This is a genomic window from Sporosarcina sp. D27, from assembly GCF_000586555.1.
In the GTDB taxonomy this organism is placed as follows: Bacteria; Bacillota; Bacilli; order Bacillales_A; family Planococcaceae; genus Sporosarcina.
Map to the genome: position 1 here is coordinate 67,624 of NZ_AZUC01000046.1, position 19,205 is coordinate 86,828.

Annotated in this window: 22 protein-coding genes; all 22 read left to right on the top strand. The window is 35.5% G+C overall.

Annotation, left to right across the window (positions count from 1 at the left end; all coding sequences use genetic code 11):
- Positions 1 to 309 precede the first annotated feature (309 nt).
- The 22 genes from N693_RS0108440 to N693_RS0108545 all read left to right on the top strand — a co-directional run bounded on the left by N693_RS0108440 (position 310) and on the right by N693_RS0108545 (position 19,113).
- Positions 310 to 606 (top strand): hypothetical protein, encoded by a 297-nt coding sequence (locus N693_RS0108440; protein ID WP_025784359.1) that lies wholly within the window; start codon positions 310 to 312, stop codon positions 604 to 606.
- A 301-nt stretch (positions 607 to 907) separates the two neighbouring features.
- On the top strand, positions 908 to 2,020 hold the full coding sequence (locus tag N693_RS0108445; protein ID WP_025784360.1) for a low specificity L-threonine aldolase: 1,113 nt from the start codon (positions 908 to 910) through the stop codon (positions 2,018 to 2,020).
- Positions 2,021 to 2,392: 372 nt separating this feature from the next.
- On the top strand, positions 2,393 to 2,698 hold the full coding sequence (locus N693_RS0108450) for a hypothetical protein (protein WP_025784361.1): 306 nt from the start codon (positions 2,393 to 2,395) through the stop codon (positions 2,696 to 2,698).
- A gap of 81 nt (positions 2,699 to 2,779) precedes the next feature.
- Positions 2,780 to 3,298, top strand: coding sequence for an ankyrin repeat domain-containing protein (locus N693_RS0108455; protein ID WP_025784362.1), 519 nt, complete (start codon positions 2,780 to 2,782; stop codon positions 3,296 to 3,298).
- Positions 3,299 to 3,809: 511 nt separating this feature from the next.
- On the top strand, positions 3,810 to 4,010 hold the full coding sequence (locus N693_RS0108460) for a hypothetical protein (protein ID WP_025784363.1): 201 nt from the start codon (positions 3,810 to 3,812) through the stop codon (positions 4,008 to 4,010).
- Between the two features lie 196 nt (positions 4,011 to 4,206).
- Complete coding sequence (locus tag N693_RS0108465) at positions 4,207 to 5,013, top strand: aminoglycoside adenylyltransferase domain-containing protein (RefSeq protein ID WP_025784364.1); 807 nt, start codon at positions 4,207 to 4,209, stop codon at positions 5,011 to 5,013.
- 74 nt (positions 5,014 to 5,087) lie between these two features.
- On the top strand, positions 5,088 to 5,264 hold the full coding sequence (locus N693_RS20190) for a hypothetical protein (RefSeq protein WP_156028890.1): 177 nt from the start codon (positions 5,088 to 5,090) through the stop codon (positions 5,262 to 5,264).
- Between the two features lie 175 nt (positions 5,265 to 5,439).
- The gene (locus tag N693_RS0108470) at positions 5,440 to 5,847 is read left to right on the top strand and encodes a hypothetical protein (protein WP_025784365.1); all 408 of its coding nucleotides are present in this window, start codon (positions 5,440 to 5,442) and stop codon (positions 5,845 to 5,847) included.
- Between the two features lie 510 nt (positions 5,848 to 6,357).
- Positions 6,358 to 6,780 (top strand): GNAT family N-acetyltransferase, encoded by a 423-nt coding sequence (locus N693_RS0108480; RefSeq protein ID WP_025784367.1) that lies wholly within the window; start codon positions 6,358 to 6,360, stop codon positions 6,778 to 6,780.
- A gap of 311 nt (positions 6,781 to 7,091) precedes the next feature.
- Positions 7,092 to 8,075 carry an MBL fold metallo-hydrolase gene (locus N693_RS0108485; RefSeq protein WP_025784368.1) on the top strand — a complete coding sequence of 328 codons (984 nt, stop codon included), beginning with the start codon at positions 7,092 to 7,094 and terminating at the stop codon, positions 8,073 to 8,075.
- Positions 8,076 to 8,746: 671 nt separating this feature from the next.
- Positions 8,747 to 9,760, top strand: a complete 1,014-nt coding sequence (locus N693_RS0108490) for a S66 peptidase family protein (protein WP_025784369.1) — start codon at positions 8,747 to 8,749, stop codon at positions 9,758 to 9,760.
- Positions 9,761 to 9,964: 204 nt separating this feature from the next.
- Positions 9,965 to 10,774, top strand: coding sequence for a bifunctional 2-polyprenyl-6-hydroxyphenol methylase/3-demethylubiquinol 3-O-methyltransferase UbiG (locus N693_RS0108495; protein WP_025784370.1), 810 nt, complete (start codon positions 9,965 to 9,967; stop codon positions 10,772 to 10,774).
- Between the two features lie 220 nt (positions 10,775 to 10,994).
- A complete protein-coding gene (locus tag N693_RS0108500) occupies positions 10,995 to 11,258 on the top strand; it encodes a hypothetical protein (protein ID WP_025784371.1) in 264 nt (87 codons plus the stop codon).
- Between the two features lie 172 nt (positions 11,259 to 11,430).
- Positions 11,431 to 11,835 (top strand): hypothetical protein, encoded by a 405-nt coding sequence (locus tag N693_RS20195; protein WP_025784372.1) that lies wholly within the window; start codon positions 11,431 to 11,433, stop codon positions 11,833 to 11,835.
- A 231-nt stretch (positions 11,836 to 12,066) separates the two neighbouring features.
- Positions 12,067 to 12,387: a GNAT family N-acetyltransferase gene (locus N693_RS19650; protein WP_253271182.1), complete on the top strand. Its 321-nt coding sequence runs from the start codon at positions 12,067 to 12,069 to the stop codon at positions 12,385 to 12,387.
- Positions 12,388 to 12,519: 132 nt separating this feature from the next.
- Complete coding sequence (locus N693_RS0108515; RefSeq protein ID WP_025784374.1) at positions 12,520 to 13,269, top strand: phosphotransferase family protein; 750 nt, start codon at positions 12,520 to 12,522, stop codon at positions 13,267 to 13,269.
- A 195-nt stretch (positions 13,270 to 13,464) separates the two neighbouring features.
- A complete protein-coding gene (locus N693_RS0108520; RefSeq protein WP_025784375.1) occupies positions 13,465 to 14,334 on the top strand; it encodes a GyrI-like domain-containing protein in 870 nt (289 codons plus the stop codon).
- 324 nt (positions 14,335 to 14,658) lie between these two features.
- Positions 14,659 to 15,492: a DUF2785 domain-containing protein gene (locus tag N693_RS19050; RefSeq protein WP_025784376.1), complete on the top strand. Its 834-nt coding sequence runs from the start codon at positions 14,659 to 14,661 to the stop codon at positions 15,490 to 15,492.
- A 129-nt stretch (positions 15,493 to 15,621) separates the two neighbouring features.
- Complete coding sequence (locus tag N693_RS0108530) at positions 15,622 to 16,578, top strand: C45 family peptidase (protein ID WP_025784377.1); 957 nt, start codon at positions 15,622 to 15,624, stop codon at positions 16,576 to 16,578.
- A 128-nt stretch (positions 16,579 to 16,706) separates the two neighbouring features.
- Complete coding sequence (locus N693_RS0108535) at positions 16,707 to 17,408, top strand: class I SAM-dependent methyltransferase (RefSeq protein WP_025784378.1); 702 nt, start codon at positions 16,707 to 16,709, stop codon at positions 17,406 to 17,408.
- A gap of 372 nt (positions 17,409 to 17,780) precedes the next feature.
- On the top strand, positions 17,781 to 18,128 hold the full coding sequence (locus N693_RS0108540; RefSeq protein WP_025784379.1) for a PadR family transcriptional regulator: 348 nt from the start codon (positions 17,781 to 17,783) through the stop codon (positions 18,126 to 18,128).
- Positions 18,115 to 19,113, top strand: a complete 999-nt coding sequence (locus N693_RS0108545; protein ID WP_025784380.1) for a hypothetical protein — start codon at positions 18,115 to 18,117, stop codon at positions 19,111 to 19,113. Before N693_RS0108540 ends, N693_RS0108545 begins: the two co-directional genes overlap by 14 nt.
- Positions 19,114 to 19,205 lie beyond the last annotated feature (92 nt).

Below are 19,205 nucleotides of genomic sequence, written 5' to 3' on the forward strand. Positions count from 1 at the left end.
AAGAATCGTAAACAAAGTCAACAGTAATCTGTTGGCTTTTTCTAACGCATTCGAACCAAAACACGTCATAGTAATATATTGTTTTTTAATAGAAAGTTCAAACCATTAATATACCTCAGTATTCTAAACACTTGTACTAGCATATACTCATAGCAGGGGAAATAAGTTTTAAAGATCTACCGCTGACGGATCGCCGTGTGCGATGAAAGTCGCCTGCATGGTGAAGGCCCTATCGAAAGCCGAAAGATAGAAAGGGTATAAGACGGGAATAGCGATATCACTGGAGTAATAAATGCTGGAGAAAACAAAATGGTTGGAAGTGTTTTTGTATCGGGCGGAAATATCTTGAAATTTGAGGCGTTATTTTCAAACTTGAGTAATGATTTATATCCTGACTTGGTAATAGAGTCTCCACAAGGAACTAAATATGGTTATGCCTTAACGAACCCTTCTATTTATCCAGGAGGCGGAAGTTACAATGGTTATTCTCTTAACCCTGAAATCATGACTTTTAATAGTCCTGAAGCAGGGACATGGAAGATTTGGATTAATAACCAACCAAGTACTATCACATCTAGTTTCATTGTGAAACACATTGTTGATTAATGTGAATTTATTTCACCTCACCTATTCGGCGGGGCTTCTTTTTTGCACAGCAGGACCATACTGTGTCGTAACAATACCTTTTATTAGGTGTTTTTTATCACTTCCAATTGGGCGACTATGGTAGGATGGAATAAATAGATTTTGTTCCGTAATCGGTCCAGTTAAATGAATAAACAATGTTAAGATAACTATTAATAAAATAGAGAAGATTTTTTTTAGAGAGACAAAAGGCGTGAAAGGTGCTTTTTCTTAGTAACCTGTCAATCCAATAAAAATAATTCTAAAAACAGGAGGCAACAGGATGAACAAAATCGATACATTGAAAGAATCATATCTTCAAACCAAAAATCAGTTATCAGATCATGGCAAACGCAAGGCAAATATATTACAGGATGCCTTTCAAAATATTGATGGACAAATGAACAGTGATATGTATGGGAAGGGAAAGGTTATTGAGGAATTTCAGGAAAAAATGGCGACATTCCTAGGTAAAGAATCTGCGGTCTTTTTTCCAAGCGGAACCATGGCGCAACAAATTGCATTGCGCATTTGGTGTGATGAAAAAGGCACAAAAAAAGTTGCCTATCATCCACTCTGCCATTTAGAGATCCATGAAGAAGACGGACTGAAAGAATTGCATCAAATCAAGTCTGTTTTGCTAGCTGATAAAAACCGTGTCATCGAGTTAGATGATGTTCTAAAAATGGAAGAAGGGATTGCGTGTTTGTTACTGGAATTGCCCCAACGTGAGATTGGCGGCCAATTACCGAGCTTTGAAACCCTAGAACAAATCTCCATATATTGTCGTGAAAATGACATTAAGCTGCATCTGGATGGAGCTCGTTTTTTGGAAATACTTCCTTATTATCAAAAGACATCTGAAGAGGTTTGTGCACTTTTCGACAGCGTCTATCTTTCGATGTACAAAGGACTTGGCGGCATTGCGGGGGCGATTCTTGCGGGTGATCGTGGCTTTGTGGAGAAATCAAAAGTATGGAAAAAACGTTATGGTGGCGATTTGATTAGCCTGTATCCCTATGTCATCACGTCTGATTATTATTTTGATCAACGGTCACATAGAATGGGGCAGTATTTTGAAGAAGCGAAGGAACTTGCTGGATATTTTAATTCCTGCCACGATGTTTCAACTGTTCCTCACATTCCCGTATCCAATATGTTTCACGTCCATTTCCATCAGGCGAAAGATCAGGTAGCATCAGTTCTGACAGAGGTTCAACAGGAAACGGGTATGGGCTTCACGGGCTATTTGGTTGAAATCGATGAAGAGACTTGTTCCTTTGAGGTCAGTTTAGGTGACCTGTACGCAGAACTACCGAAAGAACTTGTAACACGAACATTCCAACTGCTGGATGAAAAGATGATGGATTTGCGTATAAAAACGACTAGTATTTAAGATATAATCCACTGCACAAAAATATCCATAATATGTACAAAATTTACGGTTATCTCGGGTCAGTATTTCACTGTCTTATGGGTATTTTGGTATTGCCGCAAACGGACTCGTTTGTAGTACAACATTAGATCATCTATTGACGTTCATATTAAAGATGCACCCGGACCATTACGTGTCGTAACAACACCTTTTATGAGGTGTTTTTTACTTACTCAAAATTGGTTGATTTTAGTACGATGAAATAAATATATTTTGTTCCGCAAACGGGCATTTTACGGCATCATTACTTAAACTAACAGGCAGGTTAGTCGAACAGTAACAAGTTCATATTCAACTAACGAGGGAAATAAAGTGTGAAAAAGGAGAAAATAAATGTCAGTTCATTCTGAATCGAGGGTAAATGACAAGATTTTCATAATAGAATCTTTTACAGGTTGTAGAGATGGTATTGAATTTAGTTGGGAAGAAGCAAGAGATTTTAAGATAGGTGAATTTGTTTATTATTTGGATGGTTTTAAAGACCCTGATTCTATATTTTCACAAGACCATCTTTCGTGGATGATACGCTTTAAAACTGGAGATGGACAAGAATATACAGCTAGTCAACTTTACTTTGTTACCAATGGGGTTTGGTTCAATTTAGAGAACTTTTTTATGAATTATTTTCGCTGGGAGTAAGGTTTGTATTATTCAACTAACGGTGCAGGTTGGTTCAATAAGAGCTTTACTGGAAACCTGAAGTAATTAGGAGGACAAATAATGAAAAAAAGAATAATAATGAAAATAGCAAAGAGGTATAGAGGAGAAATGGTGTGGGCTATTTGTTATGGTAGATTAGATAAGGTAAAGCGGATAATCCATACTGGAATAGACGTTAATAAATCGGATGAATCTGGATTTACAGCTCTCCGCTGGGCTGTTCAGGAAGGTGAGTTAGATATCGTTAAACTACTCCTCTCCGCAGGTGCAAATATTAATACAAAAGACGAAGAGGGGTTTTCACCTCTGTATCAAGCAGCTGCTGATGGAAATATACAAATCGTTGAATATCTTCTAAACAATGGTGCTAATATTGAAATTAAGTCATATAACGACACTACTCCTTTAATAATTGCAAGTTGTTACGACCACCTAGAAACCGTGAAATTACTCGTACAAAGAAGTGCGGATATAAATGCAAAAACCGATGATGGAAATACTGCCCTCTCTTATGCAAAAGAATATGGAAATGAAGATGTCGCTAATTTTCTAAATGAGCAAGGGTCGGAACTATTTTAAACTTAATTCTTCTTGTATATACCACACTTTATTGTCCAAGTAAGTGTAGCCTATACAGTATTGGAGTTTGCCTTCTATGAGTTAAATTTGCATAAAGTGAATTTATGGTTTTTTTCCTTAAATGAACGAGCGATAAAATTATATCAAAAACTCAGTTTTAACGAAGAAGGAAAGTTAAACGAACCATTTTATCGAAATGGATCATGGCATGATGTAGTTTTTATGGGGCTTTAAGAGATTATAGGTCACACTAATGATTAAATAATAATTGGGTGCGGTAGTTGTACTACAAGAGATCGTTTACTGACGGTCTTTTTTATGTCGGCTCCGAACAATAACGCGTCACGTATCGTATTAACACCTTATAATTAGGTGTTTTTTTATACTCTAAATTGGGCGATTATTGTATGGTGGAATATATACTGTTTTTCAGCTATCGGACATATACATAAGAAGTTGTTTTTAGCTAGGTTCTAAATATAGATATAATTTATTTGATGTGTTTTGTTTGATGCTAGACTTGATCAGAGAAATTAATTCATCCAGAAATACATTTAAGGTTGAAATTAATAGGCGGTTGAATGACGTTTTTGTAGAAATAGAAGCTTATTATTGGGATGATGATTGGGAAACTTGGCTAGAGCAACCCGGCAGCCTATCTATAACTTACAACACAAAAAATACATTGAAAATTACAAAAGAAGAGTTGTGATTTTATTTATTGTACTAATTTAAGGCATTTTTATGTCACAGTCAGAACATAACGTGTCGAAACAACACATTATATAACTTGTTTTTTAATTACTCAAAATAGATTGAATATGTTATGATAGAGATGAATTTTGTTCACATTCGTATCAGTTTGTTTAACAAATGTTTAAGTACGAACAAAGAATAGGAAGTGCGAAATGGGATATGATTGGGAAACATGTCCCCATGAGGTAAAGGTTTTTATTTACAACCTTGAAAAAGGAATTCAAAGGATTATTAAAGATGATTTTGTGGGTTTTTATATACACGGCTCCTTGGCAATGGGAGGTTTTAACCCGAATAGTAGCGACATCGATGTTTTGGTTGTTACAAATAAAGCAATAGGGGTCGAAATTAAGTGGTTATTAGCACAGTTTTTCCTTCATTATTCAAATTGCCCATTCCCAGTCGAAATTAGTTTTTTAAACAAGGAGCAGTTAAAGGAATGGAAGCATCCTTGTCCATTTGATTTTCATTATAGTGAGTTTTGGAGAAAAAGATATCAAGATGATTTGATAAGTACTACATTCCAATTTTCACAAAATGATAATAACACTGATACGGATTTAGCTGCCCATATTACAATAACCAATCATAGGGGTATATGTGTTTCTGGCGATTCTATTGCTAGGGTATTTCCCATTGTTCCGAAATCAGACTATATAACGTCAATAATGGGAGATTTCCAGGACTGTGTACGAAATATTGAAGATGAGCCAGTTTATTGTTGTTTAAACTTAATTAGGGTGTTTTGGTATCTAAAAGAAGGGGTTATTTCATCGAAACAAGATGCCGGTGACTGGGGACTAAAAATATTACCGCAGGACTTACGGATAACAGTTGAAAAAGCGATAAACATCTATACAGATAAGAAAAACAATAATTCTTTTGATAAGGAAGAACTCCATTTTTTTAAGAATTATATAGCAGAAAAGGTGGACTCTTTGTTACAAACAAGGGCTTGAATAGTCTGCCACTACCTGGCTAAATTGCGCAGCATTTTTGCGTTGTAAAGAACGTTGAGGAAGGAGTGTATGAGGTGAGTAAATATAAAAAACGTACTGTTTACATTTCGATTGTAACACTTGCTTTCTTTTTAACATTATCACTTATAATGCAACAATGGAGATTCTTCTTATGGAGTTTACTGCCTGTTTTTATAGTATTGATGACAACGTTTTTCACCAATTTCGACAGGAAAAGTAGTGAGAAATGAAAGGACTTATTCAATCAACGGGCGCGTTTGTAGAACAACATTAGATCATCTATTTTCGAAAGACGCACACGGACGATAACGTATCGTACCAACACCTTTTCTGAGGTGTTTTTTAATTACTCAAAATACAGTCGAATGAAGAGTATAATTATTATTCATATAGGGAGGAATGAAATTGATAAATACATTGAATACTGAAGAGTATGCAAAGATTTGTAATTGTTCATTAGAATTAGCTACTAAAAGATGCTCATATTTTGAAAATCTATATATAAAACATTTGGAAGCTGTTTGTCCTAACTGCAATGCTTCAAGTGATAATTTACAGTATGATGACGACGATAAAATAGATGAAATAAATATAGTCTATATTCGATGTATAAATTGTAAAGAAGCATTTGATAGTAATGATATAAGATTACATGATTGGCGAGCTGGAACGGGATTGCTTGATCAGGTGCTAGATGTGATCAAGTATGGTAAGTTTTCTGTAATGGGCTTTGCTTATGATGATTTGACTGAAGAAGAGTGGTTACAATTTGTGACGGATTCAACTAATAAATTATATACTGATGACTTGTAAATGAATGGATTAAAAATAACGAGTGCGTTAGTTGAACAACAAGAGATCATATATTGGCTACTGTTGGACAGGCATTAGAGAGATCAGGGGGAATGATTTTTTCCGCAGGGGCATTTGACAGCTTCTGCTCTAATGATTGCTGAACAAAATCTTTGATTTGATCATACCTCCAGACCATTGCTGAAATAGGAGATAGAGCAATGTGAACTGTTTTAGAAAGAGTCTGTAGACCCTTTCCTAACTCTTGAACGGCTGGTTGCAATAAATCTGGTATACAGGAACAGCTTCAACGATACCTTTTACTGCTTCAGCACTATCTTTAAGATTAGACATCGGTTCCAATGAATCGCTTTTTAGTGATTCTATCAAACTTTAACCAGCAGGGTCTACAAGGTCTGTAAGATCTGGTTATATAAAGTGATGTGTAATATATCTGGACTCAGTTGTGAAATAACTCTACGCTCTAATCGGATCTTTATATACTAACTAAATCTTAAGGAGATGACAAATTTGAATATAGTACAACAATGGAAGCAGGCAGATAGCGATTTTATTAGAAAAAAGGTAATCGAGCACAATATGGAGCAACTTCCCGATAAACTTAAAACTTCAAATGACAATGTTAGTTTTATTCTCAAGAACGATATAGGAGAAATCATCGGAGGAATTACTGCAAATATTTACTGGAACCATATGCACATCGAATCCTTATGGGTTGACAAAAGTGTTAGAGAGAAAGGTTTTGGGCGTGAACTTTTAAAAAGAATGGAAACCTATGCATTAGATAAAGGGTGTCGTTTCATTTTCTTAGATACATTCAGCTTCCAAGCCCCTGAATTCTATAAAAATAATGGTTATGAAGTCTTCGGCACTATCGAAGATCATCCAAAGGGTTTTAGTCAGTATTTTTTGTATAAAAAATTTGATATGTGATTGTTGCGCGAATGAGCTTGGGAGTGGTTGACTGCTTGTCTTCAATAAAAACATCATTGAAATCATAAATGATGTTTTAAATTCAGCGGTATAGATCGCATTATTCATTGTAATGTGTCATTCCATTCGTTTTAAAGAGGTATTCATATGTGAAATGGAGAATAGAAGACAAAGGTCAAACTATAAGGTGGGTAATACCAGGAATTCATTAATCATTTAGAGAACGACAATATAGATCTAAACCTAACATGTAAATAAAAAATTATTTTGAAGCGATTTGTTTGATCATCGACTTTAAGGAGGAGTTGCATGTGAAAAAATCTAGTATTATTTTCTATGAAAGAAAATTTCCAAGTGCCAACATGGTCATGATTAAAGATCAGTTTCCAACCCTTATTGATAGTGGCTTTGGAAGTGATGTGAGGGAAACGGAACAAATGATCAAAAGAAATGGTGTTTCTCCTGAAGACTTACATTTAGTCGTAAACACGCACTATCATAGTGACCATGTAGGAGGGAATTTTCATTTTCAAAAGAATTATGGTGTACAAGTTGCTGCTCATAAATGGGAAGCAGACTTAATTAATACTTGTGACACTGAAGCATGCGGGGCAGAATGGTTAGATCAGCCTGTTGAACCTTATCGGGTAGATATTAAGCTCTCAAACAACGATGAAATTAATACAGGAAGCAGAATCTTGAAAGTTGTACATACTCCGGGACATACGTTAGGACATATTTCTTTATATGAACCTGAAGAGGAAGTATTGATTTGCGGGGATCTATTTCACAAAAATGATCTTGGCTGGCTAAATATCTTTCGTGAAGGTGTTTCTTCTATACAACGTTCACTAGAAAGTCTGGATCGGTTGTCCCAACTTAGGATCCAACTTGCTTATTCTGGTCACGGACCCCTTATCGATAATCCAGTTGAAGTCATTGATGCATCAAGAAAACGGTTTGAGAAGTGGCTAAGTACGCCTGAAAAAGTTTCATGGCATGCCTGTAAAAGAATTTTTTCTTTTACGTTAATTATTAAAAACGGATTGGAAAAAGAAGAAATAGATAACTATCTACTGGAGTGTGGTTGGTTTCAAGATTTTGCACGTTACTCTTTCCAGCTTCGTCCAGAAGAGTTTATTCAACCTCTTATCGATGAAATGATTCGTTCAGGTGCTGCTAGTTGGCACAAAAATTACTTAATCGCTTCAGCGCCATACCAAGCACCACATGATCAATGGTTGAATAAGAATATAAAGCTGAAAGATTGGAGAGCTCAATCCTCTCTCTCATAAAATATTTGTTCAACGTTTGAGTAGATGATTTAAATAATCGTCAGAAAAAATGTTGCTATTAACCAGGATTCACCTGCTTGCATATGTTAAAGAACTATTATAAATCTAATGTACTTTTCATTATAATTCTCCATTTTATATAGGTGAATCCAAAAAGAAACAACTTTAGTTTTAGGGATTTGGAATGCGTTCCTGCGGTATAGCCGTCTATCTGATTTTTTCAGTTAGACGGCTATCTTTTACATGTCCTTAATAGTTTTTGCTTTAAGTGTTATTTTGCACAAGCAATCTTTGTTCCTAACTCTTATTTGTAAATGATCTAGAATGGAGAATTGCTATTACTAGTAGTAGAGCTACTAGTATTGAGACTGCTCATTTACATGAAAGAAAGTTCAGCTTCTCTACAATTCTGCTGGAAATATATGCATCTATAGAATGTGTGCTTAGAACGTGGATATGTACGATTACAGCAACTAGTATGAAGTTTAAATGTAAGTGCTGTTTTTTCCACAAAAAAGGCTTTTATATTTTGAAAATTGAATCAAAAAGGCTATTTTAAAGACTATAGATATTAAAAGCATAAAAACTTTCTATGCTAAGATTCTAGAAATGCCATCAGCATAATAGATTGAAAAGTCAAAGTTGCACAAAACTAAAGGAGATGAGCCAACATGATAACATATCCTACCCTAGAAATGAATGTGACGATAGGGGTAACTGCACCGTCATCTGGAGTGCCAAGTGAATTACATGAATTGTTAAATTCTGCAATTAAAAGTATGGAAAGAAAAGGATTTAACATAATCAGCGATGAAACTGTTTGGACCCAGTATAAGGCAAAATCAGCTCCTTCTAAAAAGCGTGCGGAAGAGTTTAATAATATGATGCTCAATGAAGATATACAACTAATTATTCCTCCATGGGGCGGGGAACTACTTATTGAGACGCTTGAGTATATTGACTTTGAGAAAATACAGAGTAAATGGGTATTGGGTTATTCCGACATTAGTACTCTACTGTTAGCAATCACATTGAAAACTGGTGTTGCTACTGCTCACGGAACAAATCTAGTGGATTTAAGAGGAGAGTATTCTGATGATACAACAGCTATGTGGCACTCTGTTTTATCCACTAAAACGGGTGAATCGATTCTCCAACATTCATCAGAAAAATATCAGAAAGAATGGCAACATGATAACCCTACCCCTTATATTTTCAACTTAACAGAACAAACTTACTGGAAATCAACTGAAGATGAAAAAGTTAACATGCAGGGGAGATTACTCGGTGGATGTATTGACACAATAAGTCATTTAGTTGGCACACCTTTTGGCGATATAAAGAATTTCAGGAAGAATTATATTGAGGGAGATTCTATCATTTGGTATTTCGAAAATTGCGATTCATCTTCCACTGACTTGCGTAGAGCCCTCTTACAAATGAAGTTCGCTGGTTGGTTTGAGAATTGTACTGGTATTATGTTTGGTAGAAGTCCTGCTAATACACCTGTTGAAAATTATACGGTTGAAGATGTCTATAATGAGCTTTCTAATGAGCTTCAAATTCCTATCTTATACGATATTGATTGCGGTCATGTCCCACCACAAATCACCCTCATAAACGGGGCATACGCACAAGTTGAATCCGATAATGGACAAGGCACTATATTGCAGACTTTTAAGTAAATTATGCAGATATTAAATAACCATTGTGGAGCTAACCAGGTTTAGACCAAGTAGTTGCAATACTTAAAAACAAAGAATTAGTCCAAATTCGGAGGCATTTATTGAATAACGTTTGTGCTTCAATCTGGCCATTTTGATGAAGAACGACTTATACCTTTATTACCAAATTAGAGTAAGTAGAACGTTGAATATAGGAGCGAAATTATGAGCGGGATAATTAAATACTATAATCAATTTGATGAGTGGGGAAGACTGGATCGAGAACCGATTGAATTCCAAGTGAACTGGCATTATATAAAAAAATATATGCCTGTAACGGGAAATGTGCTGGACAACGGTGCTGGACCGGGAAAATACTCAATGGAGCTTGCTAAAGAAGGTTATCAGGTAACACTAACTGATTTAACACCAAGGTTAGTTGAAGTTGCAGCACATAAGGCAAAAGAACTCAATTTAGATAGACAATTTAATGGTTTTTATGTAGCAGATGCAAGAGAACTAAATATGATTAAAGATGAACAGTATGATGCGGCATTAATGCTTGGACCTATGTATCATTTACAGAAAGAAATGGATCGTATTAAGGCAGTTAAAGAACTAATAAGGGTTACAAAAAAGAACGGACTTGTTTTTGTAGCCTTTATGCCAAGAATTCGCCACATACTTACATCGCTTTCATCTCCAGGAAATTGGAAACCAAATGATAATATGGATAGCATTAATCAATTTTCTCAATCAGGTTGCTTTAATCACGCAGATGAAGGACGTTTTACAGGTGCATACTATTTTAATATTGAGGACATTAATCCTTTTATGGAGGAACAAGGATTCGAAACTTTGGAATTAATAGGATCAAATGTAGGAGCAATATTAAATAATGATAGCTGGAATTACTGGAGAGATAAGGGTGAACAAGAGGTGGAAAAAATAAATACTTTAATTAAAGAAAGAGCAGCAGATCCTTATGTTCTTGGTATATCTTCTCACTTGCTGTATATAGGTAGAAAAAAATAAAAGGGTACTAATATTGATAGTGAATTGAGTTGTTGACGCTGTTCTAATAGAATTCTTACAAAACAGGTTTCAATACAAATTCAGAAAGTAAAGTTTTTCATAAACGTGGGCGATTCTGGCATAAGGATCTGCTACCAGTTAGTAAAAAAACAATATTAAATAGGATTTCACACATACAAAAGGTTAATCAAGTCGTATAGAGGGACTTGGGGGAGAATTAGTGGAGGATAATGAGAAAGGTTACTTATATTTAAATATATCTATTGGTACATTAGGACTCATAATCATAGCATTAGCGTTATTGAAATTTAAGGAAACTGTGCCTGCTGTGGAATCTGCGTTTGCATTATTAGGTTACCCCCTAGCAATGATTTACTTACATTATCTTGAAAAGAGAGCTGGTATTAGTAAAAGAGTTATATGGATTAGATCTTTCATTGCGATTTTGCTGTTACTGGTATTAGGTTTCATCTTCTTTAAGTAATGGGGGCAATTCTTGCATAAGGATTGCACCCTTTTTTCAGTAATAGGGCCAGTTTAGTTGAAGAAGAAATAATTAAATTTTTATTGAATATGAAAAGGCTCAATAGTGATCATTGAATGAAGGAAAAAAGGGAGAGTTCAATTTTAGAGCTAGTCATAGCGGTTAGTATAAGATGATTAAATATAAGGATGGCCGTAGTAAGAATATCAAAAAGAGAGTTACAAATATCAAGAAGAATCGAGGAGATAAAAAAATGAGTAAACCTGTAATTCGAACTTATAAAGATAAAAGTGATTTAAAACGAATGCAGAAACTTACACAAGCTTTATGGCCACTGGAACCTAATTACCATATAGGCGATCTAGCTTGGCAACGCCATCGACACGCTGGACGCGAGGATGATTGGGATACTGCGATTTGGGAAATGGGTGGGAATCCCGTTGCTTGGGGATGGATTCAAAAACCTGGTGAGTTAACCTGTCAAGTTGATCCCAATTTTCCTGAGGTGGCCAAGGATGTCATTGACTGGTTTGATAAAATAACTAAAACCAATGAGCAAAAAGTGACTGTCCTATAAACGGAGTCGCATCTTATTTCAGCCTTAGAAGATTCTTTATTCAACCCATTAGCAGAAAATCCAGAAATCCTCACAAAAATTTCTTTGGATAGTTGTTCATTCCCTGTTCAATTGCCAGAAAAGTTTAAAGGTCGCCATATCAAGGGTTCTGAGGATTTAACAAATCGTGTGGGAGTACATAGGGCTGCATTTCAAAAATCCAGAGTCACAGAAGAAAGTTACTTGAACCTCATGAATACCTATCCTTATGATTCTTCTCTTGATTGGGTAATAGAATCCCCAGATGGTGAGTTCGTAGCATCTTGTTTAATTTGGTTTGACGAAGATAACAAGGTGGGGTTACTGGAACCTGTTGGAACTGATCCGAGATTTAGAAGAATGGGGTTAGCCAGTTCTGTCTGTAAGCTTGCTCTCAATGCGTTGAGTGATAAGGGGGCAAAAACGGCAGTTGTTGTTTGTACTTCCCTAGATGCATGTGAGCTTTACAAGTCTATTGGTTTTGAACAATTCGCTCAAACAAAATCATTTCATCGTCTTAAAAATACTTTATAAACTTCGCTTTTCTTCTTCCATTAACGGGGGCTCTAACGGTATAAGGGTTGTGCTTCAAACGGGCCATTTTATTGTTGAGGGCTCGGAGAAATCGCATGATGCGGTAGTTAACAAGTAGAGGGGAATCACACAATGAATTTAGATAACCCAATAGCGATGGGGAATACTGCAAAGATTTATTTGTCTGAAAACAAAATAGTCAAGGTTTTTAATGACTTTTTACCGGATAATGAATCCAAAAAAGAAGCTAATAAGCAAAAATACGCCTATTCATGTGGTCTTCCTGTACCTAAGGTTTTGGATGTTGGCATTATAAATGGAAAACAAGCAATTACAATGGAATATATAAAGGGTGAATCATTAGGAGAATTATTACTCAAGGATAAAGACCAAGCTGAGAGTTACCTAAACACATCCGTAGATATGCAACTGAAAGTTCATAGCATTATTCCAGACGACTTTGAACCCATGCATGATAAATTATATCGCCAAATTGAAGCAGTAACTACGATAGATGAACGACAAAAATCGTATTTGTTGAAGAAACTGGAATCATTTACATTTGAGAGTAGACTATGTCACGGTGACTTCCATTTGTTCAATTTGCTCGTGGCAGACAACGAAGTGGTTATTATAGATTGGGTGGATGCAAGTGCAGGTGATCCCCGTGCTGATGTATACCGCACTTATCTTTTATATTCCCAATTTTCAACTGAATTAGCTGAAGTTTATTTAAGACTTTATTGTGAGAAAAGCGGATTTAGAAGACCGGAAGTTTTCCAATGGTCTCCAGTCATCGCTGGTGCGAGATTATCAGAAAATGTATCGACAGAGAATTCAGAACGACTTATGGAGATAATAAATAAACACAGACAAATCTAATAAGGCAGCATTTCGGGCAAAAATCTGCATATAGCTATAGCAATATTATTTCATCAAGATCAGGCAATTATCTTGTTGAATTACACTTAAACTGCACTTTCAGAAATAAGGGAATCGAAACTGCCACATCAAAGCATAAATTGACAGGTTAAGTTTTTTAAAAGTTGCTAAGATGACAATAAGGAGTTGAAAGCCATGGCATGGGTGGAGTCAATACAAAAAGCAATTGAATACATGGAAAAAAACATAATAGAAGACATAACGATAGACAGTATTGCTAAACAAGCCAATGTGTCACCTTTTCATTTCCAGCGAACGTTTGCTGTTTTGACAGAAATTACAGTGGGTGACTATATAAGAAGACGACGATTAACATTGGCTGGAGAGGAATTACTGATAACGGATGCTAAGATTATTGACATTGCCTATAAATATGGCTATGAAACTCCCGAGGCTTTTTCTAAGGCTTTCCGCAGACAGCACAAAGTTACTCCAACTGAAGCGCGAAAGAATAAAGGGAAGCTGCAATCCTATAACCGCCTGATAATCCAGGTAACCTTGAAAGGAGCAGAACCAATGAAATACACCGTGGTTAAGAAGAATGCTTTTCAAATTGTTGGAGTTAAGAGGGAGTTTTCTAGTGTGCCAGAGGAAGAAAACGTAGTAGGCATATCGGAACTTTGGGAAGAGGTCAATCTAGATGGCACAAGCGATTTGCTGTTTCAATTGAATGACGGGGTAGTAAAAGGAGTTTTAGGAGTTTGTGGGGAAGTCAGTGATGAGCAAAAAAAGGCTAATGTGTTTGATTATTGGGTGGCAACCTCCTACGCTGGGAAAGTTCCAGAAGGGTTGCTTAGCTTAGAAATTCCGGCTTCCAAGTGGGCGGTTTTTGAAGTGCATGGACCCATGCCTGCAGCGATGCAAAATGCCTGGAAACAAATTTTCTCCGAATGGTTCCCTTCTACTGGATATGAGCATGCCGGTATACCAGAATTTGAACTTTATACGGATGAAAATCCCAATAATCCAGATTTATACTCGGAAATCTGGATTCCAATTAAATAAGTTTACAATTTGTATACTGCCATCAGCAAATGGTGGCAGTTTAAATAAGATCCTATGTCACCCTAGCAATTTATGATTCCGATGAATGGAAAGACCGGATAGAAAAAGTTCCTAATGAGCTATTGAGAAATTACAACGATACAATTTTAAAAAGAACCCCGTGCATTAAACCTTTAGTAATTTGTTATTTCGTTTGACAACTAAGAGCATGCGTGAATTCCTATTGTTCCATCATCAGGGGAGTAGTTGTCGCATAAGGTTTGTGCTTGAAACGGTCCCGAATAACGCACAAATACATAGCAAAAAAAGAAATGAGGTGGATTAATGGAAGAGCTAAAGTGCCAATTAATAGAGATTAAAAAAAATGACTACAATTTCACTGGTTATGATCTTGATAAGTTAATTTCTGAAATGCTAACGAACATTGGAGCAATAGACAGTGAACTTCGTGATGAATTGATTTACATAACATTCGGGCAAATGATCGTGACAAATAATGTTCTTAACAAAGATCAGATAAAACTACTATTAGATATTTGTGTTGATGATCAACATCTTTTTTATAGGTTAGGAGAAAGTGAAACTGATTCTGTATTTGTAAGGTCATTCTCAGTATTGATATTACCTCTTATTTTGAATGTAGATCATCGCGACTCCTTTTTATCCGAGAGTGAAATAAAGTACGTACAAAAAAGGCTTTATACTTATGTCAGGAATGAAAAAGACGTAAGAGGATATGTAGATGGAAAGGGGTGGGCACATGCTTTGGCTCACGCTGCTGATGCATTAGCGGCGATTGCCAAACATCCCTACACTGAGGAAGATGATTTAATAGAACTATTGGAAGTTATTAATGCCAAAATTCTTTTCTCTAACTCTGTTTATACTCATAACGAGGACGAACGCATCGCACTCTCAGCTTTTAATACAATCGATAGAGGGTTATTAAGTGAACACCAAATTTTAAATTGGATTAACAATTTAAAAATCCAATTGGACACTCAAAAGAAACTCGTATCTGACCTTAACGGCTTGTATCTTAAGCTTAATGTGCGTAACTTTCTAAACAATTTATATTTTCGCCTTCGCTATAACAATGTGGGTAACACTCTCCAAAAAGAGATTGAAAAAATATTGGATTCTATTCGAGATTTTTAATGAAAAATGTAGCAAGCAAACGGAGGATATTAATGATTTAAGGTTGCCCTTCAACCGGGCCATTTTGTGAGTAGTTTTTTTGAAGTTGAAAAACTATATTCAAAATAATGCATGGAGAGGGTAGAGAACATGAGAAATATAGATATATTGGATTTTAAAGGGAGTTATTATGAAATTGGTTTAGCACATGGACGTAAGCTAAACGACTCAATGCATTATCAAAGTATGTTGTCAGGTTTTAAAGATAACTTGAACCTAGAACAAAACACGAAAGAAATTAAAAGCACGTTAAATTATTTTTGTCCAAATCTATTAGATGAATTGAACGGCCTTCAAGAAGGTATGAAGTATCCAGAAAGTGATGTTTTAAAATTGTTCGGCGGATATGACATGCCTATTCTAGAAATGGGTTGTACAAGTTTTATAACTGCCGATTATTACGTGCGTAATTATGATTTCAGTCCGTTAATCTACGACGGAAGCTTCGTTATTCAAAGACATAATGAAAACGATTGGACTTGTGGAAACTCGGAGCTGGTGGTTGGTCGGTTGGATGGGATGAACCATAATGGTTTAACTTGCGGGTTGCATTTTGTAAACAATGATCTGCACAAAAAAGGATTTATCGGAAGTACGATAGTAAGAATTGTATTAGAAATGTGCAAAACTGTAGAAGAAGCTCTTGATTTATTGAAAGAATTACCGCATGCAGCTAGCTATAATTATTCATTAGCTGACCGGTATGGGAATTTCGCTGTTTTTGAAGCATCTCCAAAGAAGACAAATATACATCGCGAAAAAGAATCACTTTCTTGTGTGAATATGTTTCAAACAGACAAGATGAAAAGCTATAATCGAGCGAACGTTTACTCTTCTTTAGAGAGGATGGAAGCATTATCTCAATTATCTAAGGCTAAAAAACCTGTTAGAGAGGTTCATAACTGGTTTAGTGATCAAGCATCTCCAGTTTTTTATACAGATTACGAACATTTCTTTGGGACTTTACATACAGTTTCTTACGTACCTAAGCTTAATAAGGTAATTCTAACCGCTCCAGGAGACGAGCCTAAAGAAATTAAATTTTAACCTTTCTGTGAGAGTTGTTTGACGAAGTACTTGTAAAAACGGACTAGTTTTTACAATTGGAGACAATGCATGCATAACGAAGCACCTGTTTAGAGAATGGAAAGGCAAGTCAAATTGGAGGGGTATTTATGGGGGGAAGTATTTTAAATTACGAAGACATATTGGAAATGTTAGATGATGAACTTCGAGAACCTAAACAATTTTGGGAGGACTTTTATGAAGATAGAACAAAAAACATTCCGTTCTTCAAAGTAAAAGGACCTGATGAGAATTTAGTTGAATATTTTAGAAAGGGACTTTCGCCTACAAGGGTATTGGAGCTTGGGGCTGGACCTGGGAGAAATTCTATTTATATGGCTAAACAAGGGATTAGTGTAAGTGCTTTAGATCTTTCAAACAAAGCGCTTGAATGGGCGAAAGAAAGAGCAGATGAGGAAGGGGTAAATCTTGATTTTCATTGCGTTTCCTTATTTGATTTTGAATTTGAGCCGAATTCATACGATTTTATTTACGATTGTGGAATGTTCCATCATTTAGCTCCACATCGTCGTTTAACGTATTTAGAGATTATTAAAAAAGCCCTACGAAAAGGCGGATACTTTGGGATTGTTTGCTTCAATACAGATGGCGCTTTAGATACACCTGATTGGGATGTCTACAAAGATAAAAGTTTAAAGGGGGGTATAGGTTATTCTGAAGAAAGATTAAAGGAGATCTTCAATAAAGACTTCGATATTTTGAATTTTAGAAAGATGAAAAAGCCTGCACAATCAGATGATTTATTCGGCGAAGAATTTTTATGGACGAGTTTAATGCAAATTAAAAGTTAAGGGTTCTTATGCAAGTAAAAAGTTGGCTTTTCAATTATTGAAACTTATACATTCGATGTGTTAACTAAGATGATTGGAAATTGATTATGTTAATAGAACTGAAGCGATTCTGATCTAAATAATCTGTGCTTATTCAGTAAAAGCACCATTTTTTTTAGTAGACAAAGCCTAATTTCTCTCTTACAACTCAGAGAAATTGGGCTTTTTTATAGTTAGATTTTTTTAACAGGCTTTATAATCATGTTTTTATATACTCTTTGAGCTAATTTACGTTTTACGTCTTAATGAGTGTTTAAATTCAATTGTTACTGTAACAATAATAGTGTATCATACATAGTATAAATCATACAGTATAAATGTAGAGGTGAGTGAATGAATACTTTACTGAATTCATTAACGACAGAGCTTAGGAGAGGAACGCTGACATTAGCCGTTTTAAGTCAATTACGAACACCCCAGTATGGATATTCACTTGTTCAGTTATTGGAGAAATCGAGCATTAGCATCGATCAAAGTACCTTATATCCATTGCTTCGTCGTTTAGAAAAACAGGAATTAGTGACGAGCAGCTGGGATACATCTGAAAGTAGGCCACGTAAGTATTACGTTTTAAGTGAATACGGTCTCGAAATCTTTTTGCAGTTAAAAAAAGAATGGATTAAAAATTCGAAAGAACTTTATGGCATATTAAAAGGGGAGGAAGAAGATGAATTTGATTGAGGTATATATACAAGAAGTCACTCGTAGGCTACCTGAAAAAAGTCGTGAGGATATTGCACTCGAGTTAAGGTCAACCATTGAGGATATGCTACCTGACGATTATAATGAAAGAGATATAAATGAAGTTCTTGAAAAATTAGGGAATCCAGCAACGTTAGCTAGTGGATATCGAGATCAACCTATGCATCTAATTGGACCACGCTACTTTGATGTATATGTCTCTTTATTAAAAATGATTTTGCCAATTGCTGCTACTATTTCTCTGATCTCGATAATTGCAGAATATTTTATAGGATACCGTGGCGAAGAAGCGGTAATTAATGTAGTTTTAGATATTACTGGTTTTGCTATATGGAAAGTCATTGAAGTAGGCATCCAAACCTTTTTCTGGTTAACACTTATTTTCGCCATTATCGAACGAACAGATAAAGGAAAAGATCAGCATCCATTGTCTACAAGTCTAAAAAAATGGACCCCTGATGATTTGAAAAGCATTCCTTATATTCCCAAGAAAAAAGTGATTACGAAGCTCGAAATATTTGGCTACTTAATGTGGACGGCGATTTGGGCCACTCTTTATTTTTATGCGAACCATCTTGTAGGTGTATATGAAAGCAGGGGAGATCAGCTTGAGTTTGTGATTCCGGCTTTAAATCAAGATGTTTTACTTCGTTATTGGCCAATCGTTCTCGTTATCATTGCACTAGAAATTGCGCTATCTCTCTACAAATTAATCATAGGGCAATGGACGAAGAAAATGGCAATCTTTACTACTGCTCTTGAGCTTATCTCAACTGTTGTATTCATTGTTATGTTAAGCAATCCTGATTTAATGAATCCTGAATTTATTACGTATGTGAGTGGTTTATTTAACACAACAGCTATGCAATTTGAAACATGGATAGTGGGAGGCTTAATAATTATTTTTATTTTATCTGCGGCATTCAATGCATACGATGGGTTTCGTAAGGCTAGAATCCGTTAATTCGTAATCGTTTATAAAAGAGTAGTGCTTGCTCAACAAGTACGCACCAATTTTAACAATCTCTAATCTTCTACAATAACAACTGACTTAAA

What these genes read in the sequence shown, in the direction of transcription:
- N693_RS0108440 (WP_025784359.1), top strand. Translation starts at nt 310, where the DNA reads ATGGTTGGAAGTGTTTTTGTATCGGGCGGAAATATCTTGAAATTTGAG.
- N693_RS0108445 (WP_025784360.1), top strand. Translation starts at nt 908, where the DNA reads ATGAACAAAATCGATACATTGAAAGAATCATATCTTCAAACCAAAAAT.
- N693_RS0108450 (WP_025784361.1), top strand. Translation starts at nt 2,393, where the DNA reads ATGTCAGTTCATTCTGAATCGAGGGTAAATGACAAGATTTTCATAATA.
- N693_RS0108455 (WP_025784362.1), top strand. Translation starts at nt 2,780, where the DNA reads ATGAAAAAAAGAATAATAATGAAAATAGCAAAGAGGTATAGAGGAGAA.
- N693_RS0108460 (WP_025784363.1), top strand. Translation starts at nt 3,810, where the DNA reads ATGCTAGACTTGATCAGAGAAATTAATTCATCCAGAAATACATTTAAG.
- N693_RS0108465 (WP_025784364.1), top strand. Translation starts at nt 4,207, where the DNA reads ATGGGATATGATTGGGAAACATGTCCCCATGAGGTAAAGGTTTTTATT.
- N693_RS0108490 (WP_025784369.1), top strand. Translation starts at nt 8,747, where the DNA reads ATGATAACATATCCTACCCTAGAAATGAATGTGACGATAGGGGTAACT.
- N693_RS0108495 (WP_025784370.1), top strand. Translation starts at nt 9,965, where the DNA reads ATGAGCGGGATAATTAAATACTATAATCAATTTGATGAGTGGGGAAGA.
- N693_RS20195 (WP_025784372.1), top strand. Translation starts at nt 11,431, where the DNA reads ATGATTAAATATAAGGATGGCCGTAGTAAGAATATCAAAAAGAGAGTT.
- N693_RS19650 (WP_253271182.1), top strand. Translation starts at nt 12,067, where the DNA reads ATGAATACCTATCCTTATGATTCTTCTCTTGATTGGGTAATAGAATCC.
- N693_RS0108515 (WP_025784374.1), top strand. Translation starts at nt 12,520, where the DNA reads ATGAATTTAGATAACCCAATAGCGATGGGGAATACTGCAAAGATTTAT.
- N693_RS0108520 (WP_025784375.1), top strand. Translation starts at nt 13,465, where the DNA reads ATGGCATGGGTGGAGTCAATACAAAAAGCAATTGAATACATGGAAAAA.
- N693_RS19050 (WP_025784376.1), top strand. Translation starts at nt 14,659, where the DNA reads ATGGAAGAGCTAAAGTGCCAATTAATAGAGATTAAAAAAAATGACTAC.
- N693_RS0108530 (WP_025784377.1), top strand. Translation starts at nt 15,622, where the DNA reads ATGAGAAATATAGATATATTGGATTTTAAAGGGAGTTATTATGAAATT.
- N693_RS0108535 (WP_025784378.1), top strand. Translation starts at nt 16,707, where the DNA reads ATGGGGGGAAGTATTTTAAATTACGAAGACATATTGGAAATGTTAGAT.
- N693_RS0108540 (WP_025784379.1), top strand. Translation starts at nt 17,781, where the DNA reads ATGAATACTTTACTGAATTCATTAACGACAGAGCTTAGGAGAGGAACG.
- N693_RS0108545 (WP_025784380.1), top strand. Translation starts at nt 18,115, where the DNA reads ATGAATTTGATTGAGGTATATATACAAGAAGTCACTCGTAGGCTACCT.